The organism is Armatimonadota bacterium (genome assembly GCA_016223145.1).
Taxonomy (GTDB): Bacteria; Armatimonadota; Fimbriimonadia; order Fimbriimonadales; family Fimbriimonadaceae; genus Nitrosymbiomonas.
Genome location: JACRPN010000022.1, coordinates 54,121 through 68,563, shown reverse-complemented (window position 1 = coordinate 68,563; position 14,443 = coordinate 54,121). Strand labels below are relative to the sequence as shown.

At 61.8% G+C, this 14,443-nt stretch carries 15 protein-coding genes; 5 read left to right on the top strand and 10 right to left on the bottom strand.

Annotation, left to right across the window (positions count from 1 at the left end):
• Nucleotides 1-5: 5 nt before the first annotated feature.
• From HZC36_16340 to HZC36_16320, 5 genes are all read right to left on the bottom strand, one after another.
• Nucleotides 6-1,157, bottom strand: a complete 1,152-nt coding sequence (locus tag HZC36_16340; protein ID MBI5708555.1) for a hypothetical protein — start codon at nucleotides 1,155-1,157, stop codon at nucleotides 6-8.
• Nucleotides 1,158-1,207: 50 nt separating this feature from the next.
• Nucleotides 1,208-1,654, bottom strand: coding sequence for a zf-HC2 domain-containing protein (locus HZC36_16335; GenBank protein MBI5708554.1), 447 nt, complete (start codon nucleotides 1,652-1,654; stop codon nucleotides 1,208-1,210).
• Nucleotides 1,644-2,237, bottom strand: a complete 594-nt coding sequence (locus HZC36_16330; GenBank protein ID MBI5708553.1) for a sigma-70 family RNA polymerase sigma factor — start codon at nucleotides 2,235-2,237, stop codon at nucleotides 1,644-1,646. The genes HZC36_16335 and HZC36_16330 overlap by 11 nt, the downstream gene beginning before the upstream one ends.
• 209 nt (nucleotides 2,238-2,446) lie before the next feature.
• The gene (locus tag HZC36_16325) at nucleotides 2,447-3,427 is read right to left on the bottom strand and encodes a hypothetical protein (GenBank protein MBI5708552.1); all 981 of its coding nucleotides are present in this window, start codon (nucleotides 3,425-3,427) and stop codon (nucleotides 2,447-2,449) included.
• A gap of 12 nt (nucleotides 3,428-3,439) precedes the next feature.
• On the bottom strand, nucleotides 3,440-5,170 hold the full coding sequence (locus HZC36_16320) for a DUF1957 domain-containing protein (GenBank protein ID MBI5708551.1): 1,731 nt from the start codon (nucleotides 5,168-5,170) through the stop codon (nucleotides 3,440-3,442).
• 50 nt (nucleotides 5,171-5,220) lie between these two features.
• On the opposite strand from HZC36_16320, the gene HZC36_16315 reads away from it, so the two are divergent.
• Nucleotides 5,221-5,643, top strand: a complete 423-nt coding sequence (locus HZC36_16315; protein ID MBI5708550.1) for a hypothetical protein — start codon at nucleotides 5,221-5,223, stop codon at nucleotides 5,641-5,643.
• A 17-nt stretch (nucleotides 5,644-5,660) separates the two neighbouring features.
• Here HZC36_16315 and tgt read toward each other — a convergent pair whose 3' ends face one another.
• A complete protein-coding gene (gene tgt / locus HZC36_16310; GenBank protein MBI5708549.1) occupies nucleotides 5,661-6,830 on the bottom strand; it encodes a tRNA guanosine(34) transglycosylase Tgt in 1,170 nt (389 codons plus the stop codon).
• Between the two features lie 226 nt (nucleotides 6,831-7,056).
• Between tgt and ftsY the strand changes: the two genes are divergently transcribed.
• Nucleotides 7,057-7,926 carry a signal recognition particle-docking protein FtsY gene (gene ftsY, locus HZC36_16305; GenBank protein MBI5708548.1) on the top strand — a complete coding sequence of 290 codons (870 nt, stop codon included), beginning with the start codon at nucleotides 7,057-7,059 and terminating at the stop codon, nucleotides 7,924-7,926.
• A 6-nt stretch (nucleotides 7,927-7,932) separates the two neighbouring features.
• Here ftsY and HZC36_16300 read toward each other — a convergent pair whose 3' ends face one another.
• The 4 genes from HZC36_16300 to HZC36_16285 are packed head-to-tail and all read right to left on the bottom strand — an operon-like array spanning nucleotide 7,933 to nucleotide 11,682.
• On the bottom strand, nucleotides 7,933-8,688 hold the full coding sequence (locus HZC36_16300; protein ID MBI5708547.1) for a proteasome subunit alpha: 756 nt from the start codon (nucleotides 8,686-8,688) through the stop codon (nucleotides 7,933-7,935).
• On the bottom strand, nucleotides 8,685-8,873 hold the full coding sequence (locus tag HZC36_16295) for a ubiquitin-like protein UBact (protein ID MBI5708546.1): 189 nt from the start codon (nucleotides 8,871-8,873) through the stop codon (nucleotides 8,685-8,687). Before HZC36_16295 ends, HZC36_16300 begins: the two co-directional genes overlap by 4 nt.
• Nucleotides 8,870-10,372, bottom strand: a complete 1,503-nt coding sequence (locus HZC36_16290) for a proteasome accessory factor PafA2 family protein (protein MBI5708545.1) — start codon at nucleotides 10,370-10,372, stop codon at nucleotides 8,870-8,872. Before HZC36_16290 ends, HZC36_16295 begins: the two co-directional genes overlap by 4 nt.
• A complete protein-coding gene (locus tag HZC36_16285) occupies nucleotides 10,372-11,682 on the bottom strand; it encodes a hypothetical protein (GenBank protein MBI5708544.1) in 1,311 nt (436 codons plus the stop codon). The genes HZC36_16290 and HZC36_16285 overlap by 1 nt, the downstream gene beginning before the upstream one ends.
• A gap of 169 nt (nucleotides 11,683-11,851) precedes the next feature.
• Here HZC36_16285 and HZC36_16280 point away from each other — a divergent pair, with 169 nt between their 5' ends.
• Genes HZC36_16280 through HZC36_16270 form a run of 3 tightly spaced genes read left to right on the top strand, consistent with a single transcriptional unit; the run spans nucleotide 11,852 to nucleotide 14,374 of the window.
• On the top strand, nucleotides 11,852-12,397 hold the full coding sequence (locus HZC36_16280; protein MBI5708543.1) for a DUF177 domain-containing protein: 546 nt from the start codon (nucleotides 11,852-11,854) through the stop codon (nucleotides 12,395-12,397).
• Entirely contained in the window at nucleotides 12,394-13,386 is a 993-nt protein-coding gene (gene plsX, locus HZC36_16275; GenBank protein ID MBI5708542.1) for a phosphate acyltransferase PlsX, read from the top strand. Before HZC36_16280 ends, plsX begins: the two co-directional genes overlap by 4 nt.
• A 28-nt stretch (nucleotides 13,387-13,414) precedes the next feature.
• Nucleotides 13,415-14,374: a ketoacyl-ACP synthase III gene (locus HZC36_16270; GenBank protein MBI5708541.1), complete on the top strand. Its 960-nt coding sequence runs from the start codon at nucleotides 13,415-13,417 to the stop codon at nucleotides 14,372-14,374.
• Nucleotides 14,375-14,443 lie beyond the last annotated feature (69 nt).

Genomic DNA, 14,443 nt, shown 5'->3' with positions numbered 1-14,443 from the left:
TACTTCTAGAGGTTTTCGCAAGTCGAAGCGATGGCGCTCATGAAGGCCAAGACCACGGGGTCGAGCGGATCTTCGGGCTCGTCTTTGAAGCCGCCGTTCCGCTTCGCCGTTTCGCTTCGGGCTCGCGATTCTGAGAGCTTCAACGCACGGCCGGGCGCAGAGAGTTCCAGACCGGGACCCATGGCCTTACCGGCTTCCTTGAGGAAGGTGTCCAGCAACCTGCGGCCCACTTCAAAGGGCAGATCGCTCATCACGCGAATCCGAATTCCAGAGATCTGCCGCTCCAGAGAGCCTTCCCGCACCGACCCCATCGTCGCGAGGAATTGGTACACCGTGGCGGTTGCCAGCCCATCGCTGAGCTGAATGGCCAGCATTCGGTGGGATTCTTCTCCCGTGACTTCGGGGGTCCTGCACGCGAATCCGAACGGCAGGACCTTGGGAATCACGGGTTGAAACCCGAGCAGGGCCTTGGCGTCGGTTCCGGGCGCGAGAGGGGCCGGCGCCTCCACCCGGACGACGTTCACGTCGCCGAGCGGCTTGATCTCAAAGAACCCGGAGGCGATCTGAGGGTCGAAGTCAATTGCCTTGACGTCAAAAAGGGTCCGCTGAGATTCGTTGGGCGCCTGGGTCTCCAATCGCATCAGCACGTAGCGCGAGAGCTCAATGCTGAAGCGCCGCACCGGCATCTCCGGCGATCTGGGCGTCGCCACCACCGTCGTGACCCGCTGCCCGGCGATCTCCGGGCTCTGCTCGATCTCGAAGCGGTAGTTCTTGGAGGCCAACTCCATGCGGGCGGTGGAGGTCTCCCACTTAGACGGGGATGGCGCGTCTTGGACGACCATCTTGCGCTCGTCCGGGTAGTAGTTCACCCACTTCTTGCCGTCCGCCACCGATGTGATGTTCTGCATGCTCAGCGGCTGGAGTACCGTCGTGCGGCGGCGGCCCTTCTCGTCCTGCACGATCTTGAGCTGCATGGTCTGTTTGGAGCCGGGCTGCATCGGCTGCTCGATGATCGAGGTCATCGCCACCGTCCGGCTGCGCTCCAAAAAGCGTTGGAGGACGAGCTTGGCCTTATCTGATCCGGCCGCTTGCGGATGAGCTTCCCTCGGCTCAAGCGCGCCGCTGGACGAACCTGCTGCAAGCGTGAGCGCAAGCATGCCAATCCAACGGGACCGTAAGGACGCGTGAAGTCTCATGGCGATGGTGCCTATTCGGCGCGGCCCACGAGGATCAGCCCGGAGCCGCCCATCAAGGGGTCGCCCCTCTGTATATCCGACTGATGCCGCGCCACCTCGAAGTTCTGGCGCTCGAGCATCCGCTTGGCCTCGGTTTGGCGCTGGAGGCTCTCGCGGTATTGGAAGGTGAACACGAGCAGGGCCGCGGCCATCGCCACGACGGCGAGCGCAGGCTGCCAGCGAAACGTTTTCTGCTTGCCTGTGCCCATCACCTTCCCAACCAGGCGCTCCTCAAAATCTGCTGAAGGCTCGGGGGCCGAGAGGTTCGCCACAAAGAGCTTGCTGACGTTCTGCTCATCAAGCGCGGCGCGGCACTCCGGGCACGAGGCCAGGTGGCTGCGAATCGAGCGGGTCTCCGCGGCAGCGAGTTCGCCATCGACGTAGGACCCGAGGCGCTGCTGAACGGCTCTACAGGTCATGGCGCTCTCCATAAAGCCTCGGCTTTCGACGAATGAGAAACGACCGCAGCTGCTTTCGACCACGATGAATGCGCGAGCGCACCGTGCCGACACTGGTCTTCATCACATCGGCAATTTCGTCGTAGGCCATACCTTCCACATCGGCAAGAAGCACGGCCATCCTGAACTCCGGATTCATTTCCGCGAGGCTCTGCTGGATGTGGTCCGGCATGGCGCGCTCCAAAAGCTCGCGATCCGGCGAGGACTCGGCATCCGGGACCTCGATCGTGGCCGTTCCGCCCACGACCGGCTGCTCGAGGCTGGTGGTCTGAAGCCTTCCCCTGCGCCGGACACTGTCGATGTGGGCGTTGCACATGATGCGGTAGACCCAATTCGCGAACGGGAGCTCCTCGTTGTAGCGAGCGAAGAAGCGAAATGCCCGGACAAAGGTCTCTTGAACCAGGTCCTCAGCCTCGGCGGCATTCCCGGTCAGACGATAGGCCAGACCGTAGGACTGTCGAAACGTGGCGCGCATCAGAGATTCGAAGTTCTCCCGAGTGCGCGGCAACGATCCCGCCTTCAGTGTGATGGATTCCGTGTTCATGTTGACTCTGCCAAACAGTACGGAGCAATCTGCAACGCGGGTTCCCAATGGTCCCAACGTTCGTCCAGTTTAGCTCAGGTCTCGCAAAAGAGACGTGAATTGGCCCTACTGCGGCACATGCAAAATGGTGCCTTGGCGCCCTGGCTTGACAATCGCTGAACGCGGATTGCCCAGGCGGGACGCCTGGGCTACATTGTTCTCAACCGCCCCTACTGGATCGCTTCGAAGTCTTTCTTGACGAACTTCTTCTTGAAATCCCAGATCGCGGACCATTGCTGGTCCCAGTCCTTTCCGGCTTTGTCCTTTGACTTCACGCGGATGGTTACTGGGAGGAACCGCCTGGCGTCGATGACCATCTCCAGTTCGCAGGCGCCAAGCTTCTTGGCCTGGGAATCGGTTCGCTTGGCGAGCACGCGGTAGCTGTTGACGGTCCTGCCCTGGTATTGCATCGTGCGCTGCTCGATGGAGGTCTTGTAGCCGCCCTCACCCTTGGCCAGTCCCTCGATCAGCGGCGACCAGGGATCGACATTATCGGTGAGAGAAAGCAGCATGATGCGGGAAAAGTCCAGCGGCCAGCGCTGCACGATCTCCGAGGGCTTGAGCTTGCTGTCGGCAAACGGCCTGTTCAGTTCGACGACCTTCGGATCGCCTTTGAGCGTAATCTGGCGTTTTTGGGTCCCATTGGCCAGGATAAAGCCGCGAGCGTTCTCCGGCAGGCCCTTGGGGTTAAAGTAGTCCAGCCGGAAATGCTTGCCGTCCTGAATCTTGTGGATCGCGCCCGCCCGCGCCTGGCCCGCCGGGGTCTTGATGAAGACGCGCGCAGTGCATTGGGTGTCGGTTAGGCTCGCGATGGCGCCGCTTACCTTCCGAGCCAGCTCTTTGGGAGCCATGGCCGACGGTTTCCAGCCCTTCGAGGCGGATTCCGGGATCGTGACCTTGCCCATCGGCGCGGTGGGTCCCGGCATTCCTGGCACCAGCGGCTTTGGCTCGGGGTCCTTTCCCTTGGCGGGAGGAACCCCCGGCCAAGCTTTGGGCTCGCCGCCGGCTGCCGCGTCCGGGCCTCCCGAAGCAGGCTCCTTGCCAGGGTCCCGCTCTTTCGTCCCCGAACAACCCGCCAGAAGCAAGATGCTCCCGGCCGCAAGCACCGCACCCCAGATACGTCTCGACGGAATCCGCATGGCTTTGATCATCCCTTCCCTGGCTTAGACGGCTCCGGCCGCCAAAGGCTTCGTCGCGCGCCACAACGAGGCGTCGAGATCCTGATACGGGGCGTCCTTGACTTGGCAGTCCTTCAGGAACTCCGCATCAGCCGGCGTCATATCCGCGCCCAGTTTCAGCGCCTCCGCGATGCCCGCAAGGCGCTCGAACCGCTCGATGTGGTCGACGAACCGTACCTCGGAATAGTCCCTTGCGGCAAAGGTCGAGATCAGGAACTGCCAGTCCGAAGCCTCGGCAAGCAGAAGCTCTCTTCCCGCTTGCTGGATCACTTCCGCAAGCGACCCCTCAGCCTTCACCCCGGCAAGCTCAACCATCTTTCTCTGAGCGGGATATAGGCGTTTCCAGGTCCAGAAGTTGTCGTTGTTCAGCCAGACGTAGTGATAGCCGCCCTCGCCCCATGACCCCTCCGGCAGGGTGATCACATGCCGTGCGGGCTCCTCATCCAGCACGTCGCCACCGCTAACCGGTCTCAGATCGGAGTCGTGCGCTAGCCGCTTCGCCACCTCGTAGAGGAACTCCGGGCCCTCGAACCACCAGTGCCCAAAGAGTTCAGTGTCGTACATCGCGACGATCGTGCCCTCGCGGTTGTGCTCTCCGCGATAGTGGGCCAAGGCGGATTTAAGGGTGCGAACGAAGTCATCGGCGTGGTTTCCGATGTTCTCGAACGCCTTCCAGGGGTCGTACGGGCCCTTCTTTCCAAGGTCTCGCTTGTCTTCGCTGATCTCCCAATAGCGCAGCCTTCCGGGATAGAGCTGCTTGTGAAACTCCAGGTAGTGCGGGTCACCCGGGTAGCCGTGCTCGCCGGACCACACCTTGACGGTCGTCTGCGGGTCGCGGGCGAAGCAGGTCACGCCGTTCGGCAGCGAATAGTGCTCGTACTCGCTGCGCTCCTCCGGCGGGGGAGCGAAGAACTTGGAACTGCGCGCAAAGAGCTCGGCGAGCTGTGGAAACTGGTTCTGATAGGTTCCCAGAGGCGCGCCACCGCGGATCATGTGAGAATCGACGAAGAAATACTCGATGCCCTCTTCCTTGAGGAACTCCTCGATCCCGCGCCTCGGCCACGGCGTTCCCGTCCCTCCATCCCCTTGTCCCTCCGGCCCTTCCTCCACCGGCGACTTCCAGTCGTACCCAGGCCGGTACGCGCATTCGGGGAGCCAGATGCCCCTCGGCTGCTTGCCAAAGTGCTTCTTGTAGTTGTCGACTCCCAGCTTGACCTGGGCATGGACGGACTCCTCGGTGCTTAGGAGGGGCAAATAGCCGTGCGTCGCGCAACACGTGATGACCTCGATGCAGCCCTCATCCTGGAAGTACTTGAACGCCTCGATGATGTTTCTGTTCCATTCGTGCTTGAACTCGACGAGCTCGCGCGTATAGAAGCGTTGCCACATCGCCGCCAACCCCAGCATCCACAGCGGGCCCTCAAGCTCGAACCGGCGCTGATCCTCGATCGCGAAGTCAATCTTGGATTGGCAGTAGCCCTCGAACTCATCGGCAAAGCTCGGGTCGGCGAGCTGCTCGGCGAGGATCGGGGTCATGTTGATGGTCCAGCGGGGCCGGATTCCCTCGTTGTGCAGCCGCTTGAGCGCGCGCAAGATGGGCAAATAGCACTCGGCGGCGGACTCCATGAGCCAATCGGTGCCGTGTGGCGACTTGCCATGCGAGAGCACATAGGGCATGTGGGAGTGAAGGCAAAGCAGCACGCGTCCGAGAGACATCTGGGTTCATTGTGGCAGGTGGGCAGCCCGAGGGACCGTATACTGCAGGCATGATGGCTCCCGTGAAGGCGCTGGTGCTTCTGTTCCTGGTCCTGGCAGTCGGCTGCGGCAGCAGCGGGCCAGACGCTGCCTCTGGGAAAGCCATCGAACCTGCGGCCTTCCTGGGAACATGGAGCTTTGAGGATGCCCCGACCGCGAACAATCCGGTTCGTTCTGCAAGCATCACCGTCGAGTCTTCCTCCGATGGCAAGCTGGAGGTGCGCGGAACGTTGGGTACAGCTTTGCTGGAGTGCTCGGTCACGGGCGAGGGAGACCTGAGGGGTGGCTCGATCTTGGTGAACCTGGAGTGCACCTCGGAGAGCGCCTCTTGGACGGCGGCTGCGAAGTTCGAAGTGGTCTCGGGGACGCGGCTCCACGCCGAGGTCCCCGACCGCTTCGGCGACGTTTGGAAGTTCGATTTGGTCAAGAACTGACGGGGTTGTGGTGCTTTCTACGCTTCGGAGTACTTCAACCTCAGAGCGTCCCATCCCCCCGACTCAATCGCCAAGCGGATATCCTCCATCAAGCGAGCATAGAACGCCAGATTGTGAAGGGTTGCCAGGCGTGGCCCCAACGGCTCGCCGGCCTTGAACAGGTGCCGCAGGTACGCCGCCGAATACCGCTCGGTTGCTGGAAACACGCTTGCCGCGTCGAACGGCCCGTCGTGGTCGGCCCACTTGGCGTTGAGCGCGTTCACACGCCCTTGAAGGGTGTAGAGCGAGTGGTGCCGTGCCATCCGCGTGGGGAGTACGCAGTCGAAGAGGTCAACGCCGCAAGCGACCGCGTGCAGAATGTCCTGTGGGTGGCCGACCCCCATCAGATACCTTGGCTTCTCCGCGGGCAGGAGCGGCGCGGTGAACTCCACCACCGGCCGCTGCATTTCGGTGGGTTCGCCCACACTGACGCCCCCGATCGCCACGCCATCGAACGGCAAGCTCGAAATGAACTGCGCCGATTCCCTGCGCAGGTCCTCGTGGACGCCCCCCTGTACGATGCCGAAAAGTGCCGGACAAAGGGACGGAGGGACGAAGGGATAGAGGGACCCACCCTCCGTTCTCCCGTCCCCTCGTGCCTCCGTCCCTTTGTCCCTAGCCCCCAGGTTCCTCGACGCCCACCGGTGCGTGCGCTCCATCGCTTCGGCCGCCTCCTCGCGCGAGCAAGGGTACGGCGGGCAAACATCCAGCGCCATCATGATGTCCACGCCAAGCTGCATCTGGATCTCGATCGACCGCTCCGGCGACAGGAACATCTCCGAGCCGTCGAGGTGCGATTTGAACCGAACACCCTCCTCGCCGATCTGGCGCATCTGCGACAGGCTCATCACCTGATAGCCCCCGGAATCCGTGAGGATCGCTCCGGGCCAGCTCATGAACTTGTGGAGGCCGCCAAACTGCTGCACCAGATCCGCGCCGGGCCGGAGCCCGAGGTGATAGGTGTTGGAGAGAACCAGCCCAAAACCGAGCGCCTCGAGGTCATCACTGCCGACCGTCTTCACCGACCCCTGGGTGCCTACGGGCATGAAGGCGGGGGTCTCGATGACCCCGTGGGCGGTGTGCAGCCTTCCCCGCCGCGCACCCGTATGCGGACATTGGGAGACGAGTTCGAAGCGAAGCGCGGCCACGGGCATATTGTGGACCGTGTTGGGAGGTGTTCGGTGTTCGGTGCCACGGGAACGCTGTGAGCAGCAGATGGTTCATGTCAAGAGCGTAGTGTCCTGCATTCTCGGAACCCCAGGCTTCACAATGACAGTCAGTCGACAATCTGGGTGGCCTGAGCCACGCACGTGACCCCTGTTCCACGGTTCACCAACCACCGTTCTCGCTCCACCATTCACCCTCTCCTATCCCATGTTCAAGTCCTTCATGCAGAAAGTCGACCGGCTGTTTGGCCGGGGCGTCATCGACGACCAGCTCTATGAGGAGCTTGAGGAGGCGCTGCTACAGGCCGACACGCACATCGGCACCGCCCGGTCGATTTTGGAGGAGCTGCGACGGTTCGTGCGCGAGGAGAAAATCACCGACCCCCACGCGATGAAAGCTCGCCTCCAAAAAGCCATCGCCGATCGCTTTCGTCAGGAGGAGCGGGGCTTGATCGTCGCCGACGAAGGGCCCACGGTCTACCTCTTCGTGGGTGTGAACGGGGTCGGCAAGACCACCACGATCGGAAAGCTCGCGCAGGTGCTGAGAAAGAAGGGCTTTTCCGTTCTGCTCGCAGCGGGCGACACGTTCCGAGCAGCAGCCATCGATCAGCTTGAGATCTGGGCCGACAAGGTCGGCGTCGAGATTGTGCGCAGCCAGCCGGGCGCCGATTCCGGTGCGGTCGTTTTTGACGCCGTGAACGCCGCAAAGAGCCGCAATGTGGACTTTGTGCTCGCCGACACAGCCGGCCGCCAGCACAGCAAGACCAACCTGATGTCGGAGGTCCAGAAGATCGCCCGCGTCACCGAGAAGGCGCTTGGACGCAAGCCTGACGAGACGCTTCTCGTGCTCGACGCGAATACCGGCCAGAATGCCATCCGCCAGGCGGAGGAGTTCATCAAGCACGCTGGGGTCACGGGTCTGGTCCTCACCAAGCTCGACGGAACCGCTCGCGGCGGGGCGCTCATCGGAGTCTACGAGCGGTTCAGAGTGCCCATCAAGCTGATCGGAGTGGGAGAGAAAGCCGAAGATCTGAGGGACTTCAAACCGGACCAGTTCGCGGCGCAGCTTTTCGAGTAGGCCCTACTATCCCTTCTGCCCAGAAAGCACCGACTCGGCGAGGGCCCGGATCTCCTCTTCCGACGGCTGCGAGGTCCCCGTTCGATCCAGCACCTTGACGGCAGGAAGGATTTTTGAGAATCCGCCCGTAGCCGAGTCGAGATCGGCTGCGATGTCGAGCATCGTCATGCCGTCCTTAAGCACGTCGGCGAGGGGCCGCGAGTCCCATGGGCCCTTGGCGCGTGAGAGATACTCGAACACGCCGCGAATCCGCTCAGACCCCGAACCCGCGCAGGCATATTCGTGGTTTTCAAACCGGGCGCCCATGCCATCGAAGAAATAGAGGCCGAAGCTATCGGCCGAGGCGTCGTAAGCGGCGACGATCGGCAGGAATAGCCCGATGCCGGACATCGCCATTTCAAGATTGGAAACCAGAGACCTCGAAATCTCCTGCAGCTTGCCCTGCAACGAGAGTTCGCCAAGCGTCACACGCCGGTAGTACTTCAGTGAGTGCTTCAGGAACCTGCCGATCTCGACGGACCGCGCGAACGATCCGCTGATCGCAATGAGCGTCGAGTCGTCGAGCGAGAGGATTTTCTCGGCGTTGTCGAACATCACCAAGTTCCCTGCCGTCGCTCTCCTGTCGGCGAGCATCACAACCCCTTGGTCGAAGCGGAGGGCAAGCACCGTCGTGGCGTGAGTATCTTGGACCCCCTCGCCCACAGCGGAAGTGCCGGCAGGAAACCCCACAAGCTCGGCAAAACTGGAAGGGCGAGCGTTCATTGTCCCGACCTTTGGCGGTACTTCTTGGCGCGGTCCGGATCAACCCGCTTCATGCGCTTCAGCAGCTCGTTCTCGCCGCCCGGTTTGCGGACATCGGGCTTGCTCGGGCCCGAATCGTCCCCGTGTTTGGGGCCGGGCTGTGGCACCACTTCCCTTCGGAGTCTGTCGTCGGATCGGATGATCATGGCTGTTCCTTCAGAGCGTCGATAAAGCTCTTTACGTCGCTGCAGTCCTTCAGGTCCCAAGAATAGCTCCGTCCCGGCGAAAGTGTCACCGCCTCGCGGCTGCCGTCTTGCATCTCGAAGCTCAAGGCCCCCCAGGAGATGCCCCTTAGTTCTTCTGGAAACGCCGTCACGGCCTGGCCGCGCACAAAGGCGCGCGAGGGTTCGTGGCAGCGCTCCAGCCGTTCCAACACCGACTCGTGGCTCGGCCTTGGGTCCACGCGGCCCATCTGCAACAAGGCGAAATAGAGCCCCTCGTCGGAGTCGAGAAGGTGATAGGCCAGATCGTAGGCGCGAAGGTCCCTGGATTTCCAGGTCAGACGCTCGACCTCCATGTACTCCTCCAGCATCGCCTTCTTCGCGGCCCAATCGACGGATCGCACAAGCTGTGTCTGATCGCTCTGAAGGGCGTCGAGAAGTTTTCTCGATTCGGAGACGATAGGGGCTGCTTCTTCTGACCAGACTGTCCTCGCGTCGTGTCCCACCAAATAGAACCGCTCGAACGCAGCGAAGAGGCTCTCCAGAATCTCTATGGCCGTGGTCCAACTGCCGCCTTCGAGCTCAATACGACATGCACCTGTGAGGTCACGGCTGACCTCTTGGAACGCCCGAGCGGGGTTCCTGATCTTCCATTGCGGCGCTTCGCCCAGGTCCAAGAGCCAGAGGGCCAGCTTGACCAGGCAGACCTTTCGAGCCGTGCAAGTCGGCATCATGTTGGCATCGCCCGAGATCACATGCAGCCGCTGCCACTGGGCGGCGTCGGCGTGGGGCTCGTCGCGCGTGTTGAAGACCGGGCGGCAGAAGAGGGTGTCCACGCTCGCGTCCACCGACATGAAGTCGGCGCGCTGGCTGAGCTGGAAGTCGCACTTGCCCCCGGATTCTGATCCCACCTTTCCAGCCCCGCACAGCAGGGTCCTGGCGAGCAGCACCGGCATCACCGCCGCATAGAGGTCCTCGAACCGGTGCCTGCGCGGCACGAGGTAGCTCTCGTGGCAGCCGAACGAGGCGCCGTGGAAGTCGGTGTTGTTCTTGTAGAGCCGTACTTCTCGCCCACTGGCTTCGCCGTAGGCGCGGGCCGCTTGGATGGCAGCCTGCTCCCCGGCAAGGTCCTGAAGAACCAGCTCTTTGAGCGTCCAGCACTCGGGCGAAGACCATTCCGGGTGGCCATGGTCGTTATAAAAGCGCGCGCCGTTCGGCAGCACCTGGTCCGCCCTGACGTCGGCCGAGGGTCCATGGTCCTTGCCGACGTCGAATGCCGCGTCCTGAGGATCGATGGCCAGTTGCCCAACCTGGAAGCCGCGCAGATCGGCCCGTGGGCTCTCATAGGTGTAGTCCCAACCAGAAAAGCGCTTGCCCGGAAAACTCCGGACAAGCGCTTTCGCGTTTTCGATCTGATCCTCGGCCCCTTGGCCTTCGACTTCGAGCCCGTACTCCGTCTCGATGCCGGCGAGGATCGGCCGCATTACAGACGAACGACGAGGAACGTCGATATCGAGGGGAACGTCGCAGGGGGCGTTCCAGACGTGATCGTGATCGTTCCTGATCGAATGTCCTTGTCTGTTGGGTCCTGAATGCCGGCTCTATAGACGAGGCCGCTGACCGTGCCATCTATTCGGTTGTCATCTGAGCCATCGTCTATGTTCTCAATCGGCCATGCGGAAAAGTGCATGTTCAGTTTGTTCGTATAGTCAATTTCTCCAAAATAGAGGTCTGTGATCTCACCGCTTGAGTTTCTGGCCACCAGAATGAGCTCCTGGATGCCGTCATCTTCGGTTGTCGGAAGACAAAGGGCTTCGAATGCTTGCGGATTTAGAATGTAACCCTTGTTTGGGTGCACCGGATCGAACCACAACCGCCAGATACCCTGGATCGCCGTGATCTCGGCAATGCCGCTCAGATCGCGGGGGTCCACCTGGCGGACCGTGAAGGTGCCCGGGGCGCCAATCGTGCCGTTTGGAGGCGAGACCTTGGCCGCGAAATTGAAGGTCCCCTGAGTGAGGATCTCCATCGGGCCGCCGCCCACCACCGGGTCGCCGCTGATGGCATAAGCATCGCCGCTGAAGTAGACCTTGGTCACATCCTCGCCCGAATAGGGGCCGCTCGCCGAGAACTCAGGCTTGTTGGCCACGTTCGAGATGTCGAAGCAGAGGTAATCCGCCAGCCAACCGTTGATCCTCAGATCTTCCGGATGGTAGTTGACGGCCTCAAATCGGTCTCGGTCGAAGGTCGCCGCGGGCGGCTGGGCCTGCGTGTCGATTCCGAGCATCGCATCGTCGAGGAAAATCTGGATTGCCGTTCGGCGGCCAGGCATCGAGGTCGCGTGAAGCGCAAAAGAGTCGATGAAGAACGGCTGTCCACCGGGTCCGGTGTACGTCACGTAGCCACCGCTGTTGTTCTCCACCTTGAGGCTCTGGATTTCCAGGGGCAGAGCGTCGAACGACCGGCTCGCAGCCCACGGCGAGAACATATTGAACGGAATCGCAACTTCCATCGAGTTCGTCGTGTATTGATCGAGCCCGATACGAACTTCCCCTCGGAGCTGTGTCTCTTCGGTTCCGTAGAGATCGGTGAACTCTTGATGGCGCCAGACGGCCACGAGCGATCCCGGCGCTCGTCCTTGGCCGGAGTCGACGGTCAGGTCAATAACGCCGCTCTTGGCGAGGAGGCCCGAGTTCACGGAGGAGCGCGTTGCGCCGCCCCCACCACCGCCACCACCGCCGCCGCCGTCATCCCCGCCTCCGGGTCCGACGCCGCCGCAACCAACGAGGGCCATGGTAGCCGCTGTCAAAAGGATTGCCCACCGCTTCAAAACAGATTCACCTCGAGTAGCTTCCAGTCTCCTGGATTTGAACGTGCGCTAAGTATAGCAACATTGCGCTCACATATGAGACGCATATCCCGCCGATATAGTTTTACCTCCTGGTACACTCTCGAACCCAAGCATGAGATCCTCGGACCTTTTGGATTTGAACGAGGTCCTTCAGCACCCCGGCAAGAAGATAGCGGTCGAGATCCAGTCCGACCTCGGCAAAGACGCCGACCTTGAGCTCATGGAACCGGTCGAAGGATGCCTTGAAGCGGTTAGCACCGGCAACCTGCTGCTCCTCAAAGGCAGTTTTCGGGGGGTCGCCGTTTGCGAATGCGCCCGTTGCGGCGAGCCTTTGGAGACGCCCATCGAGTTCGAGGTGGACGAGCAATTCCCCGTCGAAGGGGTGGCCGCGTGCTACGGAATGAACGACTTCGCGCGAGTGGTTCCCGACGAGCCGTTCGAGCTTTTTCACGAGAACAGCCTGATGGTGGACTCGCTCCTACGGCAGGACCTCATGATCAGCCTTCCGATGCAACCGCTCTGCCAGTACGGGTGGGACGGCCAATGCCCGCGAGCCCTCAAGAAGCCCTCCAACGACAACGAGCACGGGCGGCCGGAATTCCAGAAGCTGGCAACCATCCAGGAAGCCGGCAAGCCCAAGAAGGACCTGCCCAAGTGAACATCGTCCTCGACGCGATGGGGGGCGATCACGCTCCTAAGGAAGTTGTATTGGGCGCGGTCTTGGCAGCCCCCGAGATTCATCACACGATCGTCTTGGTGGGCGACATCGAGCAGATTCAGAAGCACCTGCCTTCGCCCTGCCCACTGAATATCGAGCTTCACCCCGCGAGCGAAACGATTGACATGTGCGACAAGCCGCTCGACGCCCTGCGCAAGAAGAAGGACTCCTCGCTTTGCGTAGGGATCGACCTGGTGAAAAGGGGCCAGGCGGCGGCCTTTGTGAGCGCGGGCAATACCGGCGCGGTGACCGCAGGATGCCTATTAAGCTGGCGGCAGATGCACGGCTTTCATCGCCCAGCGATCGCCAGCGAACTGCCGGGCCGAAAGCTGAACTTTCTCTTGCTCGATGCCGGAGCGAGCCCGGACGTTGACCCCGAGCACCTCGTCGAATTCGCCCTCATGGGCAGGGCCTATTGCCAGCGCGTGATGGGCAGGGACAACCCGAAGGTGCACCTCCTGAACATCGGTGAGGAGCCCGGCAAGGGCAACCAGTTCGCCAAGCAAGCCTTCACGCTGCTCTCAAAGTACGGTTGGTTCGCGGGCAACATCGAGGGCAAAGACATCTTCGATTCAGACACGGACGTCGTGGTGTGCGACGCCTTCGTCGGCAACATCGTCCTGAAGACTGCCGAGGGCGTTGGCGAGTTGATCGTCAAGCTGATCAAGGACGCACTGCCGGACAGCAAGCTGGCGCAGTTGCCATACTTGCCCATGAAGAACCTCATGCGGGGCCTCTGGAAGAAAGTGGACTACGCCGAAGTGGGCGGATCTCCACTCCTGGGCTTGAACGGCATCTGTCTGATCGGCCACGGAAGAAGCAACGCAAAGGCGATCAAGAACGCCCTGCTGCTGGCGCAGAAGGCCGTCGACAGGGGCCTCGTCGAAACGATCCGAGAAAGCATCGAAGAACAAAAGGGAGATCAGTAGTTTGCCCACAAGAGCCGTCGTCCGATCCATCGCCCACTCTGTCCCCGACAAGGTCCTTTCCAATGCCGACCTCGAGAAGATGGTCGAAACTTCGGACGAGTGGATCCTCCAGCGAACCGGCATCCGCGAGCGCCGCATCGTGTCGGACGACGAGAACTGCAGCACTCTTGCCACGCGCGCAGCGCTGAAGGCCATCGAGCGCGCTTCAGTGGACCCGATGGACCTCGACATGATCGTGATGGGCACGGTCACCGGGGACATGCTTTTTCCTTCCACCTCGTGTCTGGTTCAGGAGGCGATCGGCGCGAAGAATGCCGGGGCGTTCGATGTGGGGGCGGCCTGCGCGGGGTTTATCTATTCGCTTTCCGTGGCCACCGCGATGGTCGAGAATCGCCAGATTCGACGGGCGCTGGTCATTGGCGCGGACGTGCTTTCGCGTTTCGTCAACTGGCAGGACCGCTCGACCTGCGTGCTATTTGGCGACGGCGCGGGGGCGATCGTCCTGGAGGGTGTCGAGAACACCGAGCGAGGCGTGATCAAAACGGCGCTGCTGGCCGACGGTTCGGGCGCAAAGCACATCGACCTTCGGGTGGGCGGCTCGATGAATCCGGCGTGCAACCCCAAAAGCAAGGGCGAACGTGACACGATTTTCATGGCCGGCGCCGAGGTCTATCGCTTTGCGGTCCAGGCTATGGGCGACGCCTGCATGAAGGCCTTGGATCAAGCGGGCATGCAGCCGAGCGACGTGGACCTCTTTGTGCCGCATCAGGCGAATCTGCGCATCATCGAGTCGGCAGCCCATCGGCTGAAGCTCCCGCCTGAAAAGGTGTTCCTCAACGTGGACCGCTATGGCAACACGAGCGGCGCTTCCATTCCGATCGCGCTCTCCGAGGCCGTCGAGCAGGGCCGGCTGAAAGAAGGGATGGTCGTGATGACTGTGGGGTTCGGCGCCGGAGTCGTCTGGGGCGCAAATCTGATCCGGTGGTAGTGGCAGGATAGGACGTATAGGTCCCATAAGTCCTATACGTCCTACATGCCTCCTTACAAAGCGAAACGC

Excerpts from the sequence above, each read along its gene's own strand:
- HZC36_16330 (MBI5708553.1), bottom strand. The coding sequence starts at position 2,237 with ATGAACACGGAATCCATCACACTGAAGGCGGGATCGTTGCCGCGCACT.
- HZC36_16290 (MBI5708545.1), bottom strand. The coding sequence starts at position 10,372 with ATGCGGCCGATCCTCGCCGGCATCGAGACGGAGTACGGGCTCGAAGTC.
- HZC36_16315 (MBI5708550.1), top strand. The coding sequence starts at position 5,221 with ATGATGGCTCCCGTGAAGGCGCTGGTGCTTCTGTTCCTGGTCCTGGCA.
- HZC36_16300 (MBI5708547.1), bottom strand. The coding sequence starts at position 8,688 with ATGAACGCTCGCCCTTCCAGTTTTGCCGAGCTTGTGGGGTTTCCTGCC.
- HZC36_16325 (MBI5708552.1), bottom strand. The coding sequence starts at position 3,427 with ATGATCAAAGCCATGCGGATTCCGTCGAGACGTATCTGGGGTGCGGTG.
- HZC36_16285 (MBI5708544.1), bottom strand. The coding sequence starts at position 11,682 with ATGGCCCTCGTTGGTTGCGGCGGCGTCGGACCCGGAGGCGGGGATGAC.
- HZC36_16295 (MBI5708546.1), bottom strand. The coding sequence starts at position 8,873 with ATGATCATCCGATCCGACGACAGACTCCGAAGGGAAGTGGTGCCACAG.
- ftsY (MBI5708548.1), top strand. The coding sequence starts at position 7,057 with ATGTTCAAGTCCTTCATGCAGAAAGTCGACCGGCTGTTTGGCCGGGGC.
- HZC36_16320 (MBI5708551.1), bottom strand. The coding sequence starts at position 5,170 with ATGTCTCTCGGACGCGTGCTGCTTTGCCTTCACTCCCACATGCCCTAT.
- HZC36_16280 (MBI5708543.1), top strand. The coding sequence starts at position 11,852 with ATGAGATCCTCGGACCTTTTGGATTTGAACGAGGTCCTTCAGCACCCC.
- HZC36_16335 (MBI5708554.1), bottom strand. The coding sequence starts at position 1,654 with ATGACCTGTAGAGCCGTTCAGCAGCGCCTCGGGTCCTACGTCGATGGC.
- HZC36_16340 (MBI5708555.1), bottom strand. The coding sequence starts at position 1,157 with ATGCTTGCGCTCACGCTTGCAGCAGGTTCGTCCAGCGGCGCGCTTGAG.